Source organism: Lapillicoccus sp. (assembly GCF_039935575.1).
Taxonomy (GTDB): domain Bacteria; phylum Actinomycetota; class Actinomycetes; order Actinomycetales; family Dermatophilaceae; genus Lapillicoccus.
This window is the reverse complement of sequence record NZ_JBDTKA010000046.1, coordinates 1-15,327: the sequence shown is the minus strand read 5'-3', so window position 1 is coordinate 15,327 and position 15,327 is coordinate 1. Positions and strand designations below refer to the sequence as shown.

8 protein-coding genes are annotated in these 15,327 nt (G+C 69.0%); 1 reads left to right on the top strand and 7 read right to left on the bottom strand.

Annotated features, from left to right (window positions below; all coding sequences use genetic code 11):
- The 4 genes from ABI385_RS05925 to ABI385_RS05910 form a co-directional block, all read right to left on the bottom strand.
- Window positions 1-1,223: Wadjet anti-phage system protein JetD domain-containing protein (locus tag ABI385_RS05925; protein ID WP_348102823.1), on the bottom strand; the 1,223-nt coding region annotated here is incomplete at its 3' end.
- Window positions 1,220-4,624 carry an SbcC/MukB-like Walker B domain-containing protein gene (locus tag ABI385_RS05920; RefSeq protein WP_348102822.1) on the bottom strand — a complete coding sequence of 1,135 codons (3,405 nt, stop codon included), beginning with the start codon at window positions 4,622-4,624 and terminating at the stop codon, window positions 1,220-1,222. The genes ABI385_RS05920 and ABI385_RS05925, both read right to left, overlap by 4 nt.
- On the bottom strand, window positions 4,617-5,234 hold the full coding sequence (locus tag ABI385_RS05915) for a DUF4194 domain-containing protein (protein ID WP_348102821.1): 618 nt from the start codon (window positions 5,232-5,234) through the stop codon (window positions 4,617-4,619). Before ABI385_RS05915 ends, ABI385_RS05920 begins: the two co-directional genes overlap by 8 nt.
- A gap of 10 nt (window positions 5,235-5,244) precedes the next feature.
- Entirely contained in the window at window positions 5,245-6,693 is a 1,449-nt protein-coding gene (locus ABI385_RS05910) for a DUF3375 domain-containing protein (protein ID WP_348102820.1), read from the bottom strand.
- A 92-nt stretch (window positions 6,694-6,785) separates the two neighbouring features.
- Here ABI385_RS05910 and ABI385_RS05905 point away from each other — a divergent pair, with 92 nt between their 5' ends.
- A complete protein-coding gene (locus ABI385_RS05905) occupies window positions 6,786-6,950 on the top strand; it encodes a hypothetical protein (RefSeq protein ID WP_348102819.1) in 165 nt (54 codons plus the stop codon).
- Window positions 6,951-6,998: 48 nt separating this feature from the next.
- Here the strand turns inward: ABI385_RS05905 and recD are convergent, their stop codons facing one another.
- The 3 genes from recD to recC form a co-directional block, all read right to left on the bottom strand.
- Window positions 6,999-8,726, bottom strand: a complete 1,728-nt coding sequence (gene recD / locus ABI385_RS05900) for an exodeoxyribonuclease V subunit alpha (RefSeq protein ID WP_348102818.1) — start codon at window positions 8,724-8,726, stop codon at window positions 6,999-7,001.
- Window positions 8,723-12,088: a UvrD-helicase domain-containing protein gene (locus ABI385_RS05895; protein WP_348102817.1), complete on the bottom strand. Its 3,366-nt coding sequence runs from the start codon at window positions 12,086-12,088 to the stop codon at window positions 8,723-8,725. The genes recD and ABI385_RS05895 overlap by 4 nt, the downstream gene beginning before the upstream one ends.
- Before the next feature lie 2 nt (window positions 12,089-12,090).
- Window positions 12,091-15,327 (bottom strand): exodeoxyribonuclease V subunit gamma (gene recC, locus ABI385_RS05890; RefSeq protein ID WP_348102816.1); only part of this gene is annotated, 3,237 nt, incomplete at its 5' end.

Genomic DNA, 15,327 nt, shown 5'->3' with positions numbered 1-15,327 from the left:
CCCAGCCGGGCGCGAAGGGCGGCTTCGGCTACGGTGAAGTTGACCCGTTCCTGTTCCAGCCGGACCGCCGGTCCGAGCGCATCCGTTGCCAGCGCGGCATACACCTCGGCCTCGACGGGCGTGAGTCGCGAGAGGATCTCGCGGGACGGGGTCGGCTCTCGAACCCATTGCGTTTGGTGCGACATCAACGTCGCCATGTCCATCAGCACACTGTCGACGTGCGGCAGCATGCCGCGCAGCCGGTCGAGGATCACGAAACCGTGAGTGTCGATGTCGCCCCAGTAGGTCACTGCCCGGTCCGCGATCCAGTGGACCCGGCCGAGGCGCAGCACGTCGAAGCCGGCGCCGAAGACCGCGAGGACGTTCGGGATCACGGGGAGCGCCAGGAACGTCACCTCGTTCTCGACGACCAGCAGCTCCTGGCACTCGATCTCGGTCCGAGCGAGCTCCTGCACGCGAACCACTGCGTCCGACACTGCACCGAACAGCGGCCACCCGTCGAGCGAGCGCATCCGGATCATTCGCGGTTTGTCGGAGAAACCGTAGCGACGAGCGAAATGTCTGGCTGCAGAACGGGACTGGTCATTACCGTCCGGAGATAGAACGTCGAGGAGGTCGCCCAACAAACCCCGACGCGCCTCGATGAACTTCGTGTCGACGCCTGGGACGTCGATCTCACGCAGGTACGCCGCGGTGCCGCGTCGCGGGTGAAGCCACAAGACCGTCTCGATCACCTGTGTCCAGTCCGACCGGTGGGCCAGCACGGTGAGGGGTTTCAGCGCGGCCCACTGGCCGAGGACTGCGTCGTGCTCGCGGGTGAGGTCGAGCAACGCGGTGTAAGCCTCAACGTCGGATCGCGTACCCAGCAGCGACCAGACCTGGTCGGGTGAATCGAGCCACGCGGCCACCGGGACCGCGTTCGACCCGACCAGGCGACCTCCGACGGCGCGGCGTTCGACACGGAACGCCGGCACCCGCTCACCGCCACGTCGCCCCTGTGCCCGAACCTCTGCGGCGTGCTCCAGGTCAGTGGACCAGTCCTGGACCGCTCCGAACTGCTCCGACAGCTCGCGCGCGCTGGGTCCGCGGAGGGGCACACGCACCGGCGTCCACGGTTCATGCGACGCGACCCAGGTGAGCAGCTCGCCTGTGTCCCACCGGCGCTGCAGCGCGGTCCGGACGTCCTTAAGCGTGGACCAGGCAGCGGGGACGGTCGGGCTCACGAGCTCGCGGCCAAGCCGAGCGGACCCGTCTGGTCGTCAGATCTGCCTCGCCGCTCGGCCGTCGCGCGGTCACGCTGGAACTGGTACTCGGAGATGGTCAACGTGTGGAGTCGGGACGATGCTCCGCTCGGGTTGTCGACGAACCCGACTCGCTGCACGAATGGTTCGATGGTGTGCACCTTCTGCATCGGCGTGACGACCAGCAGCTGGAGTCCGAGCCGCGCGAACAGACGCAGCGCGAACCGGGTCGAGTCGTCCGACCCCCGACCGAATGCCTCGTCGATCACGGCGAACCGGAACGTCCTGGCAGCCGGGTCAGTCGCGTCCAGCCCGAACTGGTAGGCCAGTGAGGCGGCCAGGATCGTGTAGGCGAGCTTCTCCTTCTGCCCGCCCGACTTGCCGTCGGAGTCGGCGTAGACCTCGTGCTCCTCGTTGGTCTCGCGCCAGCGTTCGGAGGCGTTGAAGACGAACCAGTTGCGCACGTCGGTGACGCGCACGGTCCAGGCGCGGTCGTGCTCGGCGAACCCCTCGCGTCCGCGAAACCGCGCGATGATGCCCCGCACCTGTTCGAACTTGCGTTCCGAGTACAGCTCGTCGTCCGCGTCTCCGAGCAGCGCTCCTTGCGTGCATGCTCGCAGGTCGGCCCGGAACTCCTTGATCTCGAGGAACGGCGTCGACAGCGCCTCGAGCCGGATGAACCGGTCGGTGTTGTAGTCGATGTCTCGCAGCGAAGCGTTGATCGTCGCGACCCGCTGGCTGATCTCGTCGGCCTGATGGTTGAGGCGCGCTTGGAACCCGGCGATCTCACGGATGGCGTTCTGGTTGAGAAGCCGCTTGAAGTTCTGCTCGAAACGGGGCAGGTCGTCACGGGCGACCCGCTCACGGAAGACCCGGTAGTCCTCAGCCGCGTCGATGCTCGCGTCCATCTCGGTCGTCTCGGCGGGGTATGCCTGCCGGAAGGCGTTCATCCCGCGTTCGGCTCGTGACCGCGCCGTTCCTCGGCGGCTCTCGAGAGACTGCGATCGAACGGCAAGGTCGGCGCGCATCCGCTCGACCTCGTCAGCGACCCGGTCGGCCCGGTCGACGCCGGTTCGTCTCAAGGTCTCGGCCGCCGCGGTTACGGCCGGTTCCAGGGCGTCGGGTATGCCTCGTAGCGTCTCGAAAGCCTGGTCGCGGGCCTCGACGACCTGACGGAGGCGGCCGCAGACGGCACCGAGCTGTTGGTCGAGGTCACTGCGCGTCGAGTCTTTCGCGGCTCGCTCGCTCTCGACCCTGCTGAGCTGTCGCTCGATCGTCGCCAGCTCCGTCGAGGCGTCGTGAAGCAGCGCCAGCTCGCGTCGTGCCTCCTCGGCACGTGCGACGCTCTCCCACCAGTTGATGTCACGCACGTCGTCGACAGTCAGGACACGCGTCAGTGCGTGGATGCGCTCGGCGCACCTCGACACGAGATCGTCCACGTCGCGCCGGGTCTGATCGTTGGCGGCTCCCCTCTCCTGCAACGCCGATGCGCGCTCGATCAGCGCGTTCTTCTTCGCCGTGTTGTCCCACCCGAGCACATAGCGCGAACGGTCGTCGATCCGTTTGCGGTCGTCCTTCTCGTGGAAGCTGCCGGACTTGACCTGCCCGTTGACCGTGACAGCCCGATGCGCCCGGGAAAACTCAGCGGGGTCCTCGACGCACTCGTGGGCGGCCCTCGACCCGAGCTCGCTGGCGAGCCAGGCGGCATACGCGCCGGTCTTCAGCTCGAGCTTGGCGGCCAGCGTGCCCGGCGTCGGGGCGCTGGACAGGTGACGGGCGTTGGCATCGACCCGGTGGTAGACGACACGAGCGCCGAGGTGTCGTCCGTCGACCCAGCGAGAGACGTCGCGGTAGAGGCCGGCGTCGACGATGAGCGAGAGAGCGAAGCCGTGCAGGACCCGCTCGGCTGCACCGCGCCAGCGTTCGTCGCCGGCTCGCACCTGGACCAGCTCGCCCACGAAGGGCAGCTCGGTCTCGGCAAGGCCCAGGTCGGCGCAGAGTCGTTGGCGCAAGGCCAGCTGTTCGAGCGGGATGCTCGAGTGGCGTTGCTGGAGGCTGCGGATCTCCTCGCTGACCAAGCCGGCTTCAGCGGAGAGGTCGCGTCGAGCGACCTCGAGGTCGACGAGCTGGGTTCGTGCCGAGCGGGTCTGTGTGTCGAGACTCTCCTGGGACAGCGCGGCCTCGGCGCGAACCGCGTCGAACCGAGCTGGGTCGGCCAGGGCGTCGAGGCCGGCGGCGGTCAGGTCGGCGTTGAGGGCACGATGACGTTTGGAGCGTTGCTCCGCGTCCGCGGCGTGGCCGTCCCTCTCCTGCTCGAGGGCGCCGACCCGTCCACCCGCATGGCCGGCCTTCGCGTCGCGCAGTCCTTGTTCCTGGTGAGCCAGGCTCTGGATCTCGGATCGGATGGCCTCGATAGCCGTCCGGGTGTCGAGCTCGTGGGCGGCGAGCGTCCCTGCCTCGGTCTCGAGCAGCTCGTGGCTGAGGCGAGCACCGGCATAGCGCAGTGCTCGCTGCTGGTCGCCGACTCGGTCGAGCTCAGCCTCGAACCGGTCGACGTCGTCGCACGCCGTGACGATGGGCTCGAGCGCGGCGAGCTGGGCGCGAGCCTTGGTTACCGAGTCGTGGGCAGCGGTCAGGTCCTCGAAATGGTCGATCAGCGCCCGCACGTCACTCGCCGCGTCGAAGGGCTCCAGCATGTGCGCCCGGACGAAGTCGTTGAGGTTGCCCACTGATTTCATCGACACGGTCTGGTGAAAAAGTTTCATGGCCTGATCGGACGGGATACCGAGCGCACGACGAAATGCTTTTGCGTAGTCGGGGAACTCGTCGTGGAGCGTGATCCCTCTGTCACGCAGGCGCTTTCGGAGCACCTTGATATCGCTTCCGAAGCCACTGAGGTCGGGCGAGATGGAGATGTCGCTCTCGGTGACGAGGTAGAAGCGCTTGGGCTGCCCACTGTGGTCGTCCGGCATCCAGAACACCTGGGCCAACGTCACGCTGGTGCCCAGGCGCTCGTTGCGGAAGACGGCGAGGACGGCTGAGTGCGACCTGTGGTCGCGAAGCCCGACCGGCCGCGAGACGCCGGTGGTCTCGCTGCGCTCGGACTTGTAGTAGCCGAGGACGTAGGACCGCAGGCTGCGTTCGCGTGTCTCGGCTCCAGCGGCCTTGTTGTAGGAGATGAGCTGCGCAGGCAGGAACAGTGTCGTGATCGCGTCGACCAAGGTGGACTTGCCGGATCCGATGTCACCGGTGAGCAGGGACGTCTGTCCATCGAGGTCGAAGCGCCAGACCGATCGGTCGAACGTCCCCCAGCCGAGCAGCTCGACGTGGTCCAGCCGGAATCCGGGGGTGCCGATGAGGTCGTCCAGAGGCAGCTCATCCACGTGGCTCACCGTCACCATCCATACTGGCGAGATAGGCCTGTAGACGCGCGTCGAAGTCGGCCAGCCACTGCGCGTCGATGTAGGCCTTGATGATGCGACGCACCTCGAAGGTGGCTTCCTGGCCCTTGACTTGGCGCAGGAAGCCCAGCTCGTCGACCTTGCCGATCAGCGTGTCGACGTCGCCGATGAGGCGCACCTCGTTAGAGCTGTCCGGAAGGTGCACCCGCAGCAGCTCGGCGATCTGGTCGCGCGTGATGATCAGCCGGGTGTCGCTGCTGGTGGCGTCGAACTCGGCGAGCCTTTTGCGCAGCAGCGCCAGAAGCAGGCTCACCCGGAACGAGAGGCGGTGCCGGGGGACCAGACGAGGGATATTGGCCTCGTCGAAGGTGGCCTGACGCAGATGGGCGTAACCCTCGGCCTCGTCGATGACCAGGTCGAGGCCCATGACTGTCATGTGGTCGGTGACTCGAGCCTGAAACCGGCGCAACAGGGTCCATACTTGGGCACTTTCACTCTGGTAGACGACGCCTTTGAGCAACGAGATGACGACCCGGGAAACCTCCGTGGCTTCCGCGGCAGCGGGGTCGACGGTGTCGACGGTGCTCGTCATCGGGTGGTGCTCATGTCGTGCTCTGGGCGGGTTCGTGCCGGACGTAGATGACGGTGGGGGCGTCGGCTTCACGGCCAGCGCCCTGGTCATCACGCCAGGCCACCCGCGCTCGGGCAGCGTCGTCGAAGACCAGGTCGACGCCTTCCTCGGAGACACCGAGATAGGCGACGAGCTCGGCCAGGCCGTGGTCGAGGGGCTGACTGGCGAGCAGCTCGGACAGCGGGATCTGGCTGCGGTGAGCGAGTGCCGCCTTGATGTGGGCGACGATGCGCTGGTGGTCGATGTGGTCCTGGCCGAACAGCGCCCCCGTCTCGACGCTTTCGTCGGAGTCGCCGATGCTGCTGTCGATCTCGGACGGGGCAGGAAGCGCATAGAGGGGTCGCTCGAAGGGGAGTGACACCTCAGGCCGGATCGCGTCGAGGTCCATGTCCAGCGGAACTCGCTTGTCACGCATCGCGATCGAGGCCGCCTCGATGCTGCGTAGGAGGTCCATGACGCGTTGGTTCTCGAGCCAGGCTGTGTCATCGAGGAACCGTCGCAGCTGGTCGGACAACAAGCGTACGGTGGCCTGTGTCCGGTCCGCGGCCGAGAGCCAGTCGTGGTCGATCCGTCGCACCCGCGGGTCGGCCTCGATGGAGTTGAGCCGGTGGACGGCGTCGAGCAGGTCGGCGAGCTCGTCCTGGCGGTCAGCCGACAGCAGGAAGTCGTAGAACGCATGAAAGCTGCGACCTTGGTCGGAGTCGGAGATGGCGTTGCGGTCGCCAAGGACATGGTCGAGCAGCTCGCCCTTGGCGCCGGACCACCCCGCGATGGTCTCGCGCATCTCCCTGTCGAGCGCGCGGAACTTGACCTCGACCTCGCGGAAGTCCGACAACAGGTCACGGGCCGTCGCGCTGAACTGCTGGTAGCGGTCGCGCTGCGCCGTCGGGTCGAGCACGTCGATCTGACCGTCCTCAGCTCGGGCGATGAGCTGGTCGAGCCGGGCACGCTCGGCGCGCAGCTGACCTAGCCGGCGGTCGGGGTCGGCGTCGGCGCCCTGGACGATCTGTCGCAGCAGGTCCACGACGGTGTTGAGCCGCGACTCCGTGCCGACGAAGGAGCGCTCGCGCAGGCTCTCGAGCCACGCCGCGGCCTTCTCAAGCGCCGGTGTGGCGTCGACGTGCGGCTCGTCGCTCGCCTGGGTGTAGTAGAGGCGCAGCCAGCCGGCGTCGTTGGACGCCCAGTCGGCGATGTATGCGGCGGCGGACTTTGGGAAGGCATCCTCGCCCAGGGAGGTGCGCAAGGCGTGTAGCTCGTCGTCGAGGCGGGAAACGAGCTCGGCCTGGGTGATCAGCCGGACGTTCTCCTCGACGAACACGCGAGACAGGAAGCTGATGACGAGCGGGGCGTTGGTCGCCCGAAGCAGGCGCCACGAGGCATGGCGGTCGCGGAGTGCAGTGAGCTCGTCAAACGTCAACATGAGACCCCCTTTCGCGGTTTCGGCGAGCATAGTTGGGTGGTCGGACAGGGCTGCAGGAGTCCCTCTCGACACGGCCAGACGAGGTAGCCACAATGGTGACCACGCCGCGGCTGAGCATCGAGGATGCCGCGTCGCATCTGGCCGACCCTGATGTGGTTGTGGCGCTGCGAGCGATGGAGGCGGAGGTTGCCCGGGGCGAACTCGCGAACTTGGAGGATCTCACTGCTGCCGTGGCCGCGCGCCGCGCCCGGGCGTGACGGGTACCGCATCGGCGAGGCCGCGGACACGGGTGGCTCTGCCACGACTCACGTCCAACGTAGCCGGTGTGCGAGGCCGGTGGCTCTGGCCGCCCGCTGCTCGATCGCGACAGTCACGGCCTCGCGCGACCCGAGGATCCGGACCGTATGCCGCGCGCGGGTGACCGCGGTGTAGAAGAGCTCTCGGGTCAGCAGGGGTGAGCCTGGCTCGGGCAGCACGACCGAGACAGCCTCGTACTGGCTGCCCTGTGCCCGGTGCACGGTCATGGCGTGCGCGGTGGAGACGTTCGCGAGCCGGTTGAGGTGCAGCTCGCGTCCTCCTTCGGACAGGCCGTCGGCCAGCAAGGCATACAGGCGTGCCGGACCTGGTTCGCGGACCACGACGCCGGTGTCACCGTTGAACAGGCCCAGGGTGTAGTCGTTCTCGGTCACGAGAAGGGGTAGGCCGGGGTAGCGACCCGGCAGGTAGTCGAGGCCGAGCGACTGCGCCAACCAGGTCGCCAGCTGCCGGTTCCACCATCGGGCCCCGAACGGGCCGGTGTTGTGTGCGCAGAGCAGCTGGTGGCGGCCGAGCTCGTCGAGGGCTGCTCGGCGGTCGCCCCGCTCCGCGGCGTCGTGCAGCGCGAGGACAGATGGCAGGACGTAGGGCTGGATGTCGTCGACCAGCGAAGCGCTGGGATCGCTGCCGTCGAGGACCTCGAGAGCGGCCCCTGGGTCGCCGGCGCGGACGGCCTCGGCGAGCTCCGCGATGGCCCCCCGGAAACGATGGCTGGTCGAGAGGTGCGCGACCGCGTCCCCCTGCGGCCCCAACCCGTCGACGAGGTCGCGCAGGACCGCGCCGGCTTCGACCGAGGTCAGCTGGTCGGCGTCGCCGACCAGCACGAGGCGGGCCTGCGGTGGCATCGCCTCCAACAGCCGGGCCAGCAAGGTCAGCGAGACCATCGACGTCTCGTCGACCACGACGACGTCATAAGGCAGCGGGTTCGTGCGATCGTGGCGGAACCTGGTTCGGCTGTCAGGTCGCCAACCAAGGAGTCGGTGCAGTGTGGACGCGGTGAGCGAGCTGACGAAAGATGTTGCGCTGGAGCTGAAATCCGACTTGACCGCCTCGGCGTGCACGGCCTGCGAGATGCGGGCGGCGGCTTTGCCGGTCGGTGCGGCGAGGGCAATGCGCAGATGGTCGCCCTCCACGGCGACCAGAGTCGCGACCAGCCGGGCGATGGTCGTCGTCTTGCCGGTGCCCGGGCCGCCGGTGACGATGCTCGTCCGGTGCGTGCAGCAGACCTCGGCCGCGTCACGTTGTTCGCGATATGCGTCGCCTGGGAAGGACACGTCGAGCGCCGCACGAAGCCGGGGCGGGTCGACCGTGACGGGCAGGGCGGCACGCGCGGCAAGGTCGTCGACGACTTGACATTCCTCGCGCCAGTAACGGTCCAGGTAGAGCCGGCCGAGCTCGTAGTGGACGACACCCTGCCCCGCAACCCTGCTCTCCGTCACCGCGGCCACCCAGGCCTCGGTGTCGGGCCAGTCGAGGCCGTCGGTCGCCGGCAGCGAGGCGAGGTCGACGCATACCGAGCCCTGGCGGGCGGCGCGAACGGCGAGCGCCACAGCCAGAAGCACCGTCTCGTTGCTCTCGCCCACAGCAGCCCCCACTCGGGAGGCGACATGCGTGTCAGCGGCGGTTAGCGCTCCCGCGCGGTTGAAGGTGCGCAACATCCCGGTCGCGTGGACGTCCGTGTCGCGATGGTGTGCCGGTCGGAGCTCGTCGGTGGTCATACCCCGGCCTCCTGTCCCCCGAACAGCTGCGAGACTCCCTCGACGAGCCCCTCGCTGGGCTGCCAGGCGAACACCCCATACGGCTGCCCATCACTGACCGGGGTTTCGGGGCCGCACATGCCGCGCAGGTAGAGGTAGAGCACTCCGCCGAAGTGGTGGCCGAACTGGTACCCGGGCTGCCGCCAGCGCAGGAACCGATGCAGCGCAACGGAGTACACAAGCGCCTGCAGTGGGTAGCTCGACCGGGACATCGCCTCCGCCAGCCGTCCCGGATGGTATGCGTCGGCGTAGTGCAGACCGTCGTGGTCGCCGACCCAGGTGGTCTTGTAGTCGGCCACAAGATAGCGGCGATGCTCCGGATCACCGACGCCGAACACGAGGTCGAGTGAACCGGACAGATAGCCCCTAAGCGTCTGCTCGTATGCTGGGTGGTCGAGGGTGTCGGCGTAGCCGGCCAGTGGGTCGTCGTTCGGGACGTGCTCGCGCCACAGGCGTGCCACGTCTCGCAGCAGGGCGGCGGCGACCGCCTGTGAACGTCCGTCGCCACCACCCAGCGGCAGCTCGAAAGCGAGCTCGGTCAGCCGGTCGTCGCGCCCGACCGAACGAAGAGTGGCGTCTCGTGTCAAGGGTCCGAGCGGCGTGTCGCAAGCCGCGACGAGGGCCGTCGTCAGGAGCTCCCGGTCGAGGTCGACCGGCCACCAGACCAGTTGTTCGTCGACGAGCCGCAGCAGCTGCCTCCGCCAAGCGTCGTCGCCGGACTGGTCCGGGTCGGCGTGCTCGAGAACTGCGTGGACCAGCGACCCGAAGGTCGCCCCGACGGGGAGATCGGCCATCGGCGACAACACCCGCGAGCGATCGCCGTCCGGGTGCGCACTCGAGCCGGGCAGCGGTGGTTCGTCCTCGCGTGGTGGGTCTTCGGGCTCGGTGACCGAACGCAGCGCGTCGGGGTCTCGGGCCTCGGTCTCTGCAGCCGCGTGCGCGAGGGCGGTGTACGACGTACGGGTCCAGGCCCTGTCCAGCGCCCGTGTGAAGCGGCGGATCGCCAGACCGGTGGTCTCAGTCGAGACCGGCTCGTATGCCTGTCCATCCGAAAGGCATAGCTCCACAGCGAAGGCGCCGACCTCCTGCCAGGCGGCGGTAATCCGCCGGACGTCCGCGTCGTCGCGGACAGGAGCCGACGGCGGCACCTGCGCTCCACCTGGGCGGCGCCCGAAGATCACCCGATGCAGCGCGGAGGTGGTGGTATTGCGTGAGCTGGGAGCCCACCAGGCCACCAGCTGTGACTGGGCACGGGTGAGCGCGACGTAGAGCTTGCGCAGCTCCTCTCCAGAGTCCTCCTGGGCGGCTCGCTCGGTGGCCTCCCGCAGACCGCCGTTGCCGCTGACGTCGACGCAGCGCACTCCGTTCTGGTCGTGATAGAGCGGGTGTTCGTTGCTTCGCGCGTACAGATCGCTCAGCGACGGGACGTAGACCACCGGGAACTGCAGGCCCTTGCTCGCATGGATGGTCAGCAGCTGGACAGCGGACGCATCGCTGTCCAAGCGCCTCGCCCGATCCGTCGACACCGTCGTCAGATCCTCGGCTCGTTGCCGGGCGAGCCATGCGGCCAGTACGCCGGCCGACGCACCGCCTTCTTCGGCGGCCTCGGCAAGCAGCTCTGCTGTGTGTCGAAGATCCGTGAGCAGGCGTGACCCGTCAGGCCGAGAGAGCACGCGAGCAGCGAGTCGACCGTCCGCGCTGGCGAGCTCGAAGACGGCGGAAGGGCCTCGTTGTCGGAGTATGTCCGTCCAGCCGCGGATGGTCTCCGCGTCCTCGGCGGTCGCGGTGTCACCCGCCGCGTCGAGAGAACCAGCAGAACGCCCGAGGAACGGGGTCAGGGACGCCGCCCGGACGAGCGCCGAACGGTGCGGCTGCGCCATCGCTTCGAGCAGGGTGAGCCAGGCCCGGCCCGCCGGTGCGCCGAGCACGGTGCCGGAGCCGACGAGAACCGTTGCGATTCCGCGCCTCTCGAGTGCTTCGGCGACCTCGGACAGCTTGGGTCGGGTGTCGGCGAGGACGGCGACGTCTCGTGGCTGCAGGGGGCGGGCGTCGAAGGTGGCGCCAGAGCTCAGCAGCTGGGCGATGTCGTCGGCCACGTCCTCCGCAACGATGGGCCGGAGTCGAGACACGGGAAGACCCTCGTCGCTGGGGGCGCCGAGCGCTGCACGGTCGACGACACGGAGGCGGAACGGCTCGGGGTGGGGCGCGCCGGAGAGTCGGGATCCCTCCCGGGAGGCGGTGACCGGACGCACGACGATCTCTGGGTCACCCAGCTCCGCGTCACCCAGCAAGGCTTGCAAACTGTCGACGAGCGGCGCGTCGCTGCGGTGGTTCACCGAGAGTGTGGCGCGATGGATGGCCGACCGTGCGGCGGCGAGGTAGGTGACCACGTCGCCGCCGCGGAAGGCGTAGATCGCCTGCTTCGGGTCCCCGATGAGAACCACGGTCGCGTGGCCCGTGAAGGCCCGGTCGAGCACCTCCCACTGCACCGGGTCGGTGTCCTGGAACTCGTCCACGAGCACGACGCGCCACCGCTGCCGCATCCGACTCCTGGCCGGCGCAGCCTCGTCCGCAAGCGCTTCAGCGAGCTGGCTGAGCAGGTCGTCGTAGCTGAGCACGCCGAGCCGACGTTTGCGGCGGTCGAACTCCTCGCGCACCGCCCGCGCGAAGGACACTCGCCGCCCGGCGACCGTCTCTCGGGTCACGGTGGCCGGCTCCAGCTGTGCCTGCGGGTCACCGGTGGCGGTGGCAGCGATGTCTCCGGCCTCGGAGCGGCTGAACTCGGGCTCTGTTGCCTGCCCTGCAAACCCGCGCACATACAGGTCGTCCACGACCTGGTTGACGAGGTCATCGAGGTCCTCGACGAGGCGAGCGCTGGCGTCGGTGTCACCGGCGATCCCAAGTCCCGTCAGCACCAGCTGACAGAACTGGTGGGTGGTGGCGATGGTGGCGCCGTCGAAGGTCGCCAGGGCCTCCCGGACTCGCGCATGTCGCGCGGCGACTTCGTGCGGCCCGCCGGCCAGAAGCAGACCGAGCAACGGCTCGATGCGTGGATCTGCCTCTGTCGCGCGACTGTCGCGGTTGTCGGGATCGGCGGTCAACGCGTGTTCGGCGGCCACCAGCTGTTCGCGGACCCGCAGGCGCAGCTCCTCGCTGGCCGCCCGACCGAAGGTGACGACCAGGAGCTCGTCCAGTCGGCAGTGCCCCTCCGCGACGTACCGGGTCACCAGCGACGAGATGGTCCACGTCTTGCCGGTCCCCGCACTGGCCTCGAGCAGCGTCGTCCCGGTCGGGAGCGGGCCGGTGACGTCGAAGACCTCCATGGTCACAGCGCCCCCAGCCGCTCGCGCTGCAGCAGCGGATCCCAGATGCGGACGGCGTATGCGCCGAGCCGGCTCCGCTGTCGCGTCGGGTCCTCGCCCATGCCCGGGGTCCCGGAGATCCGCTGCCAGGAGCTGTGCTGTCCGAACACTGCACTGAAGGCGGCATCGCGGTTCTCGGCGAAAGTATCGGCGAAATCCTTGCCTTCCCAGGCTGTTCGTGCAGACCGGTCCGGTGCCTTTCCCCGGTGCACCGCTTCGGCCCACGTCGACGACGTCTTGACGGGCACCGGCAACGGCTCACGCATACCCGTGTCGTAGACGGATACGAGGTCTTCGAGAAGGGTGAGAGCGTCACCGTCGAGCAAGTCGTACCGCGCGGCACGCACTCCCGTGCCCTGCCGGCCCACCGTGATGGCGGTCCACGCCTGCGATGGGTCGTTCGCAGCCAGGCAGACCAGGTCGACCCACGTCAGGAGCCGGCCCCGAGGTTGGACGGACGAGTAACCCACGCGGACAATCTGCGCGTCCCGAACGTCGGGGACCGTTCCTGCCAGGCGGCGTCCGTCACTCAGCGCGACGTCGACCGACACAGCCTCAGCGGGTGCAGCCCGCACGTCTTCCGTGGCCTGGACGATCCGAGCGGCGCGACCGCCGACCTGGCTCAGGATCCGCTCGCCGAGGATGCCCGGCGGGAGGTCGCCTCGACGGACCTCGCCATAGAAGACCGACTCGGGCGATGCGCCCGACAACAACCGACGTAGGACTCGGTCGCCGACGGCCCACTGCCTCAACGCGTTCGGGTCCACCGGCATATTCTCATCCGCCTCGTCGGCGTCGCCGGGTGCGGCGACGTCGAGGCGTTGGCGAAGGAACGCCCGGGCGGGGTTGGCCAAGAAGGCCTGCAGTTCCGCGAGGCCGACGACGGTTGATCCCTCCTTCGCGCTCAGGGGAGCGTCGAGGAATGGCTTCGACCCCGGGGTCGGGTGCGCGGCGGCTCGGGCGCCGCTCAGGGCTGCCGGGTCAAAGCTGAACGGTCGGCCGGTCACGAGCTCGCCGGGGGTCACGTTGCGAACATCGTTGGGTTGCAACGGATGTCTGACTAGGATGTGGTCGATGACAGATGCCGCGCTGGTGGCGTTGAGGGTGTCCATCAGCTCGCCGAGAGGGACCGAAGGCGGGCGTTCCTGTCCGGTGCCAGGGTTCGCCGCCGTGTAGAGGAGGACGAGCTTGTCCGTGGCGGCCATGACCGCGTCGAGCAGGAGCTGCCGGTCCTGGCTGCGCAGGTCGAGCTCGCCGGTCACCGGATCGCGGGCGAGCACGTCGTCGCCGTCGACGGTCTGGGTCCGCGGGAAGGACCCGTCCTCCAGCCCGAGCAGGCATACGACGCGGTGCGGCACCGACCGCATCGGGACCATGGTGCAGACCGTGAGGTTGCCGGTGCGGAAGTTGGCGCGGGTGGGTCGAGCGCCACTCTCGACGTCCAGCATGCCGCGCAGGTCCCTGAGGCGTACCTGTGTCTTCGGGCCGGCGTGGGCCTCGACGCCGGCCACGACTCGAGCCATCGCGCGCTCGAACTGGGCCAGCTGCCAAGCCTCGGAAGGCGCTGTGTCGCTGAGGGACGACACCGCGTCGCGCAGGACGGCGAGGCGCTCACGAACCGGGCCCGAGTCCTGGAGATGCTCGACGCACGCGCGGATCCGTGCGACCAGCTCGGCCAAGCGGCCGGCCAGGTCGATGTCCGCGCTGGAGACGTCGTCGAGAGGCAGGACCTCACCGACGAGGAGATCGTGCTCGGCCATCGCCACACCGGCCATAAGCCGGTCCAGGCCTGTCTCCCAGGTGTTCTGGTCGAACTGCTCGAGCTTGTATGCCCGTCGCAGCGGTCCGGTGAGTCCCCAGCGGACCCCGGCTTGACGGGCCCAGCTCTCGGCGGTGGCGAGGTCGTCGTCGGTGAACGCGAACCGGTAGCACACCGGGGCAGAGGCGGCCAGAGCGAGGACGTCGCTGAGCGTGGCACGGCCCGCGGCGATCCCGACCAGGTCGGCGGCGACAGCAAGCACCGGGTTAGTGGCGCGCGGCGCACGGTCGGCAAGCTGGACCCTCAGCCGGTGACCGGGGTGACCACCCTCGATGACCGAGCCGAGCCCGAATGCGCCTGTGATCGCCGGCGCGTATGCGTCGACGTCCGGGCACATGACGACGATGTCGCGAGGTTCGAGGGTGGGGTCGTCCTGCAGCAGCCCGGTGAGGACGTCGCGGAGGACCTCGACCTGCCGTGGGATCCCATGGGTGGCGTGCACCTGGACGGAGGTGTCGGCTGGTGTGAGGTGCCGGTTGGTTCGGGTCTCTCGGTCGGGAACGGTGTCGGCACGGATGTCGTGTTGCAGCCAGCCGAGAAGGGTGTTATGCGGCTGTTCGTACGACGGGTTCTGCTGGGGCGCAGTGGCGCTCGGCAGGAGCGAGAGGGCGCGCTGCATCTCGCGGACGTCACGACCGAGCGCCGCTGAGAGCGGGTGGCGGACGGCTTCGACGGCCGGGTCCTGGCGGCGTTTGACCGGTCCGTCGGCTACCACGGCGGAGAGTGCGTCCCAGGTCGCGGGAGAGGGCACCGGCAGCCAGAGGTGGACTTCGCGGACCTCGGCGACGGCGGCGATCAGCTCGAGCTCGGTGACTGCGAGCCGGGTGTAGCCGAAAAGCGAGAGCCGGTCAGGCAACGCGAGAGGCGCACCGGCCGTGATCGCGGCGACGGTGTTGCGGTGCCGCCGGACGGGCGTCGGGCCGTCGACGGTCGCGGCAACGCGGCGCCAGAGCTCGGGCTGCCAGCCGAGGTCCGCGTCGACCCGGCCACCTGCGCCGTCTCCGTCCCCGCCCCCATCCAGATCCCACTCCTCGAGCATGCGGGGCCGGTCCCGCGCATACGTGGCGAACAGGCCAGCGATCCGGCGGGCGACCGACCACCGACGTTCCTGGCGCAGTTCGTACTCCTCGCCGCCGCGGCCCTTTCCGAGATGCCGGGCGAGTGGGTCGCACCAGGCGTCGTCCATGCTCGCGTCGATGACCGAGAGCACGCGCCAGACCAGGCGTTCGGGGTCCCAGGGGTCTGCGTCGTCCGTGTCGGTGAGCAGCCCGATCAGCGACGCCGGACGCACGAAGTCGACTCCCGCACATACGCCATTGCCGTGGTCGTCGGCGCCGAGCACGTGCGAGAGGCGCTGGGTGAGCCAGCGCTCGACCCCCCT

What these genes read in the sequence shown, in the direction of transcription:
- ABI385_RS05915 (WP_348102821.1), bottom strand. Translation starts at nt 5,234, where the DNA reads ATGACGAGCACCGTCGACACCGTCGACCCCGCTGCCGCGGAAGCCACG.
- ABI385_RS05910 (WP_348102820.1), bottom strand. Translation starts at nt 6,693, where the DNA reads ATGTTGACGTTTGACGAGCTCACTGCACTCCGCGACCGCCATGCCTCG.
- ABI385_RS05905 (WP_348102819.1), top strand. Translation starts at nt 6,786, where the DNA reads ATGGTGACCACGCCGCGGCTGAGCATCGAGGATGCCGCGTCGCATCTG.
- ABI385_RS05895 (WP_348102817.1), bottom strand. Translation starts at nt 12,088, where the DNA reads ATGGAGGTCTTCGACGTCACCGGCCCGCTCCCGACCGGGACGACGCTG.
- recD (WP_348102818.1), bottom strand. Translation starts at nt 8,726, where the DNA reads ATGACCACCGACGAGCTCCGACCGGCACACCATCGCGACACGGACGTC.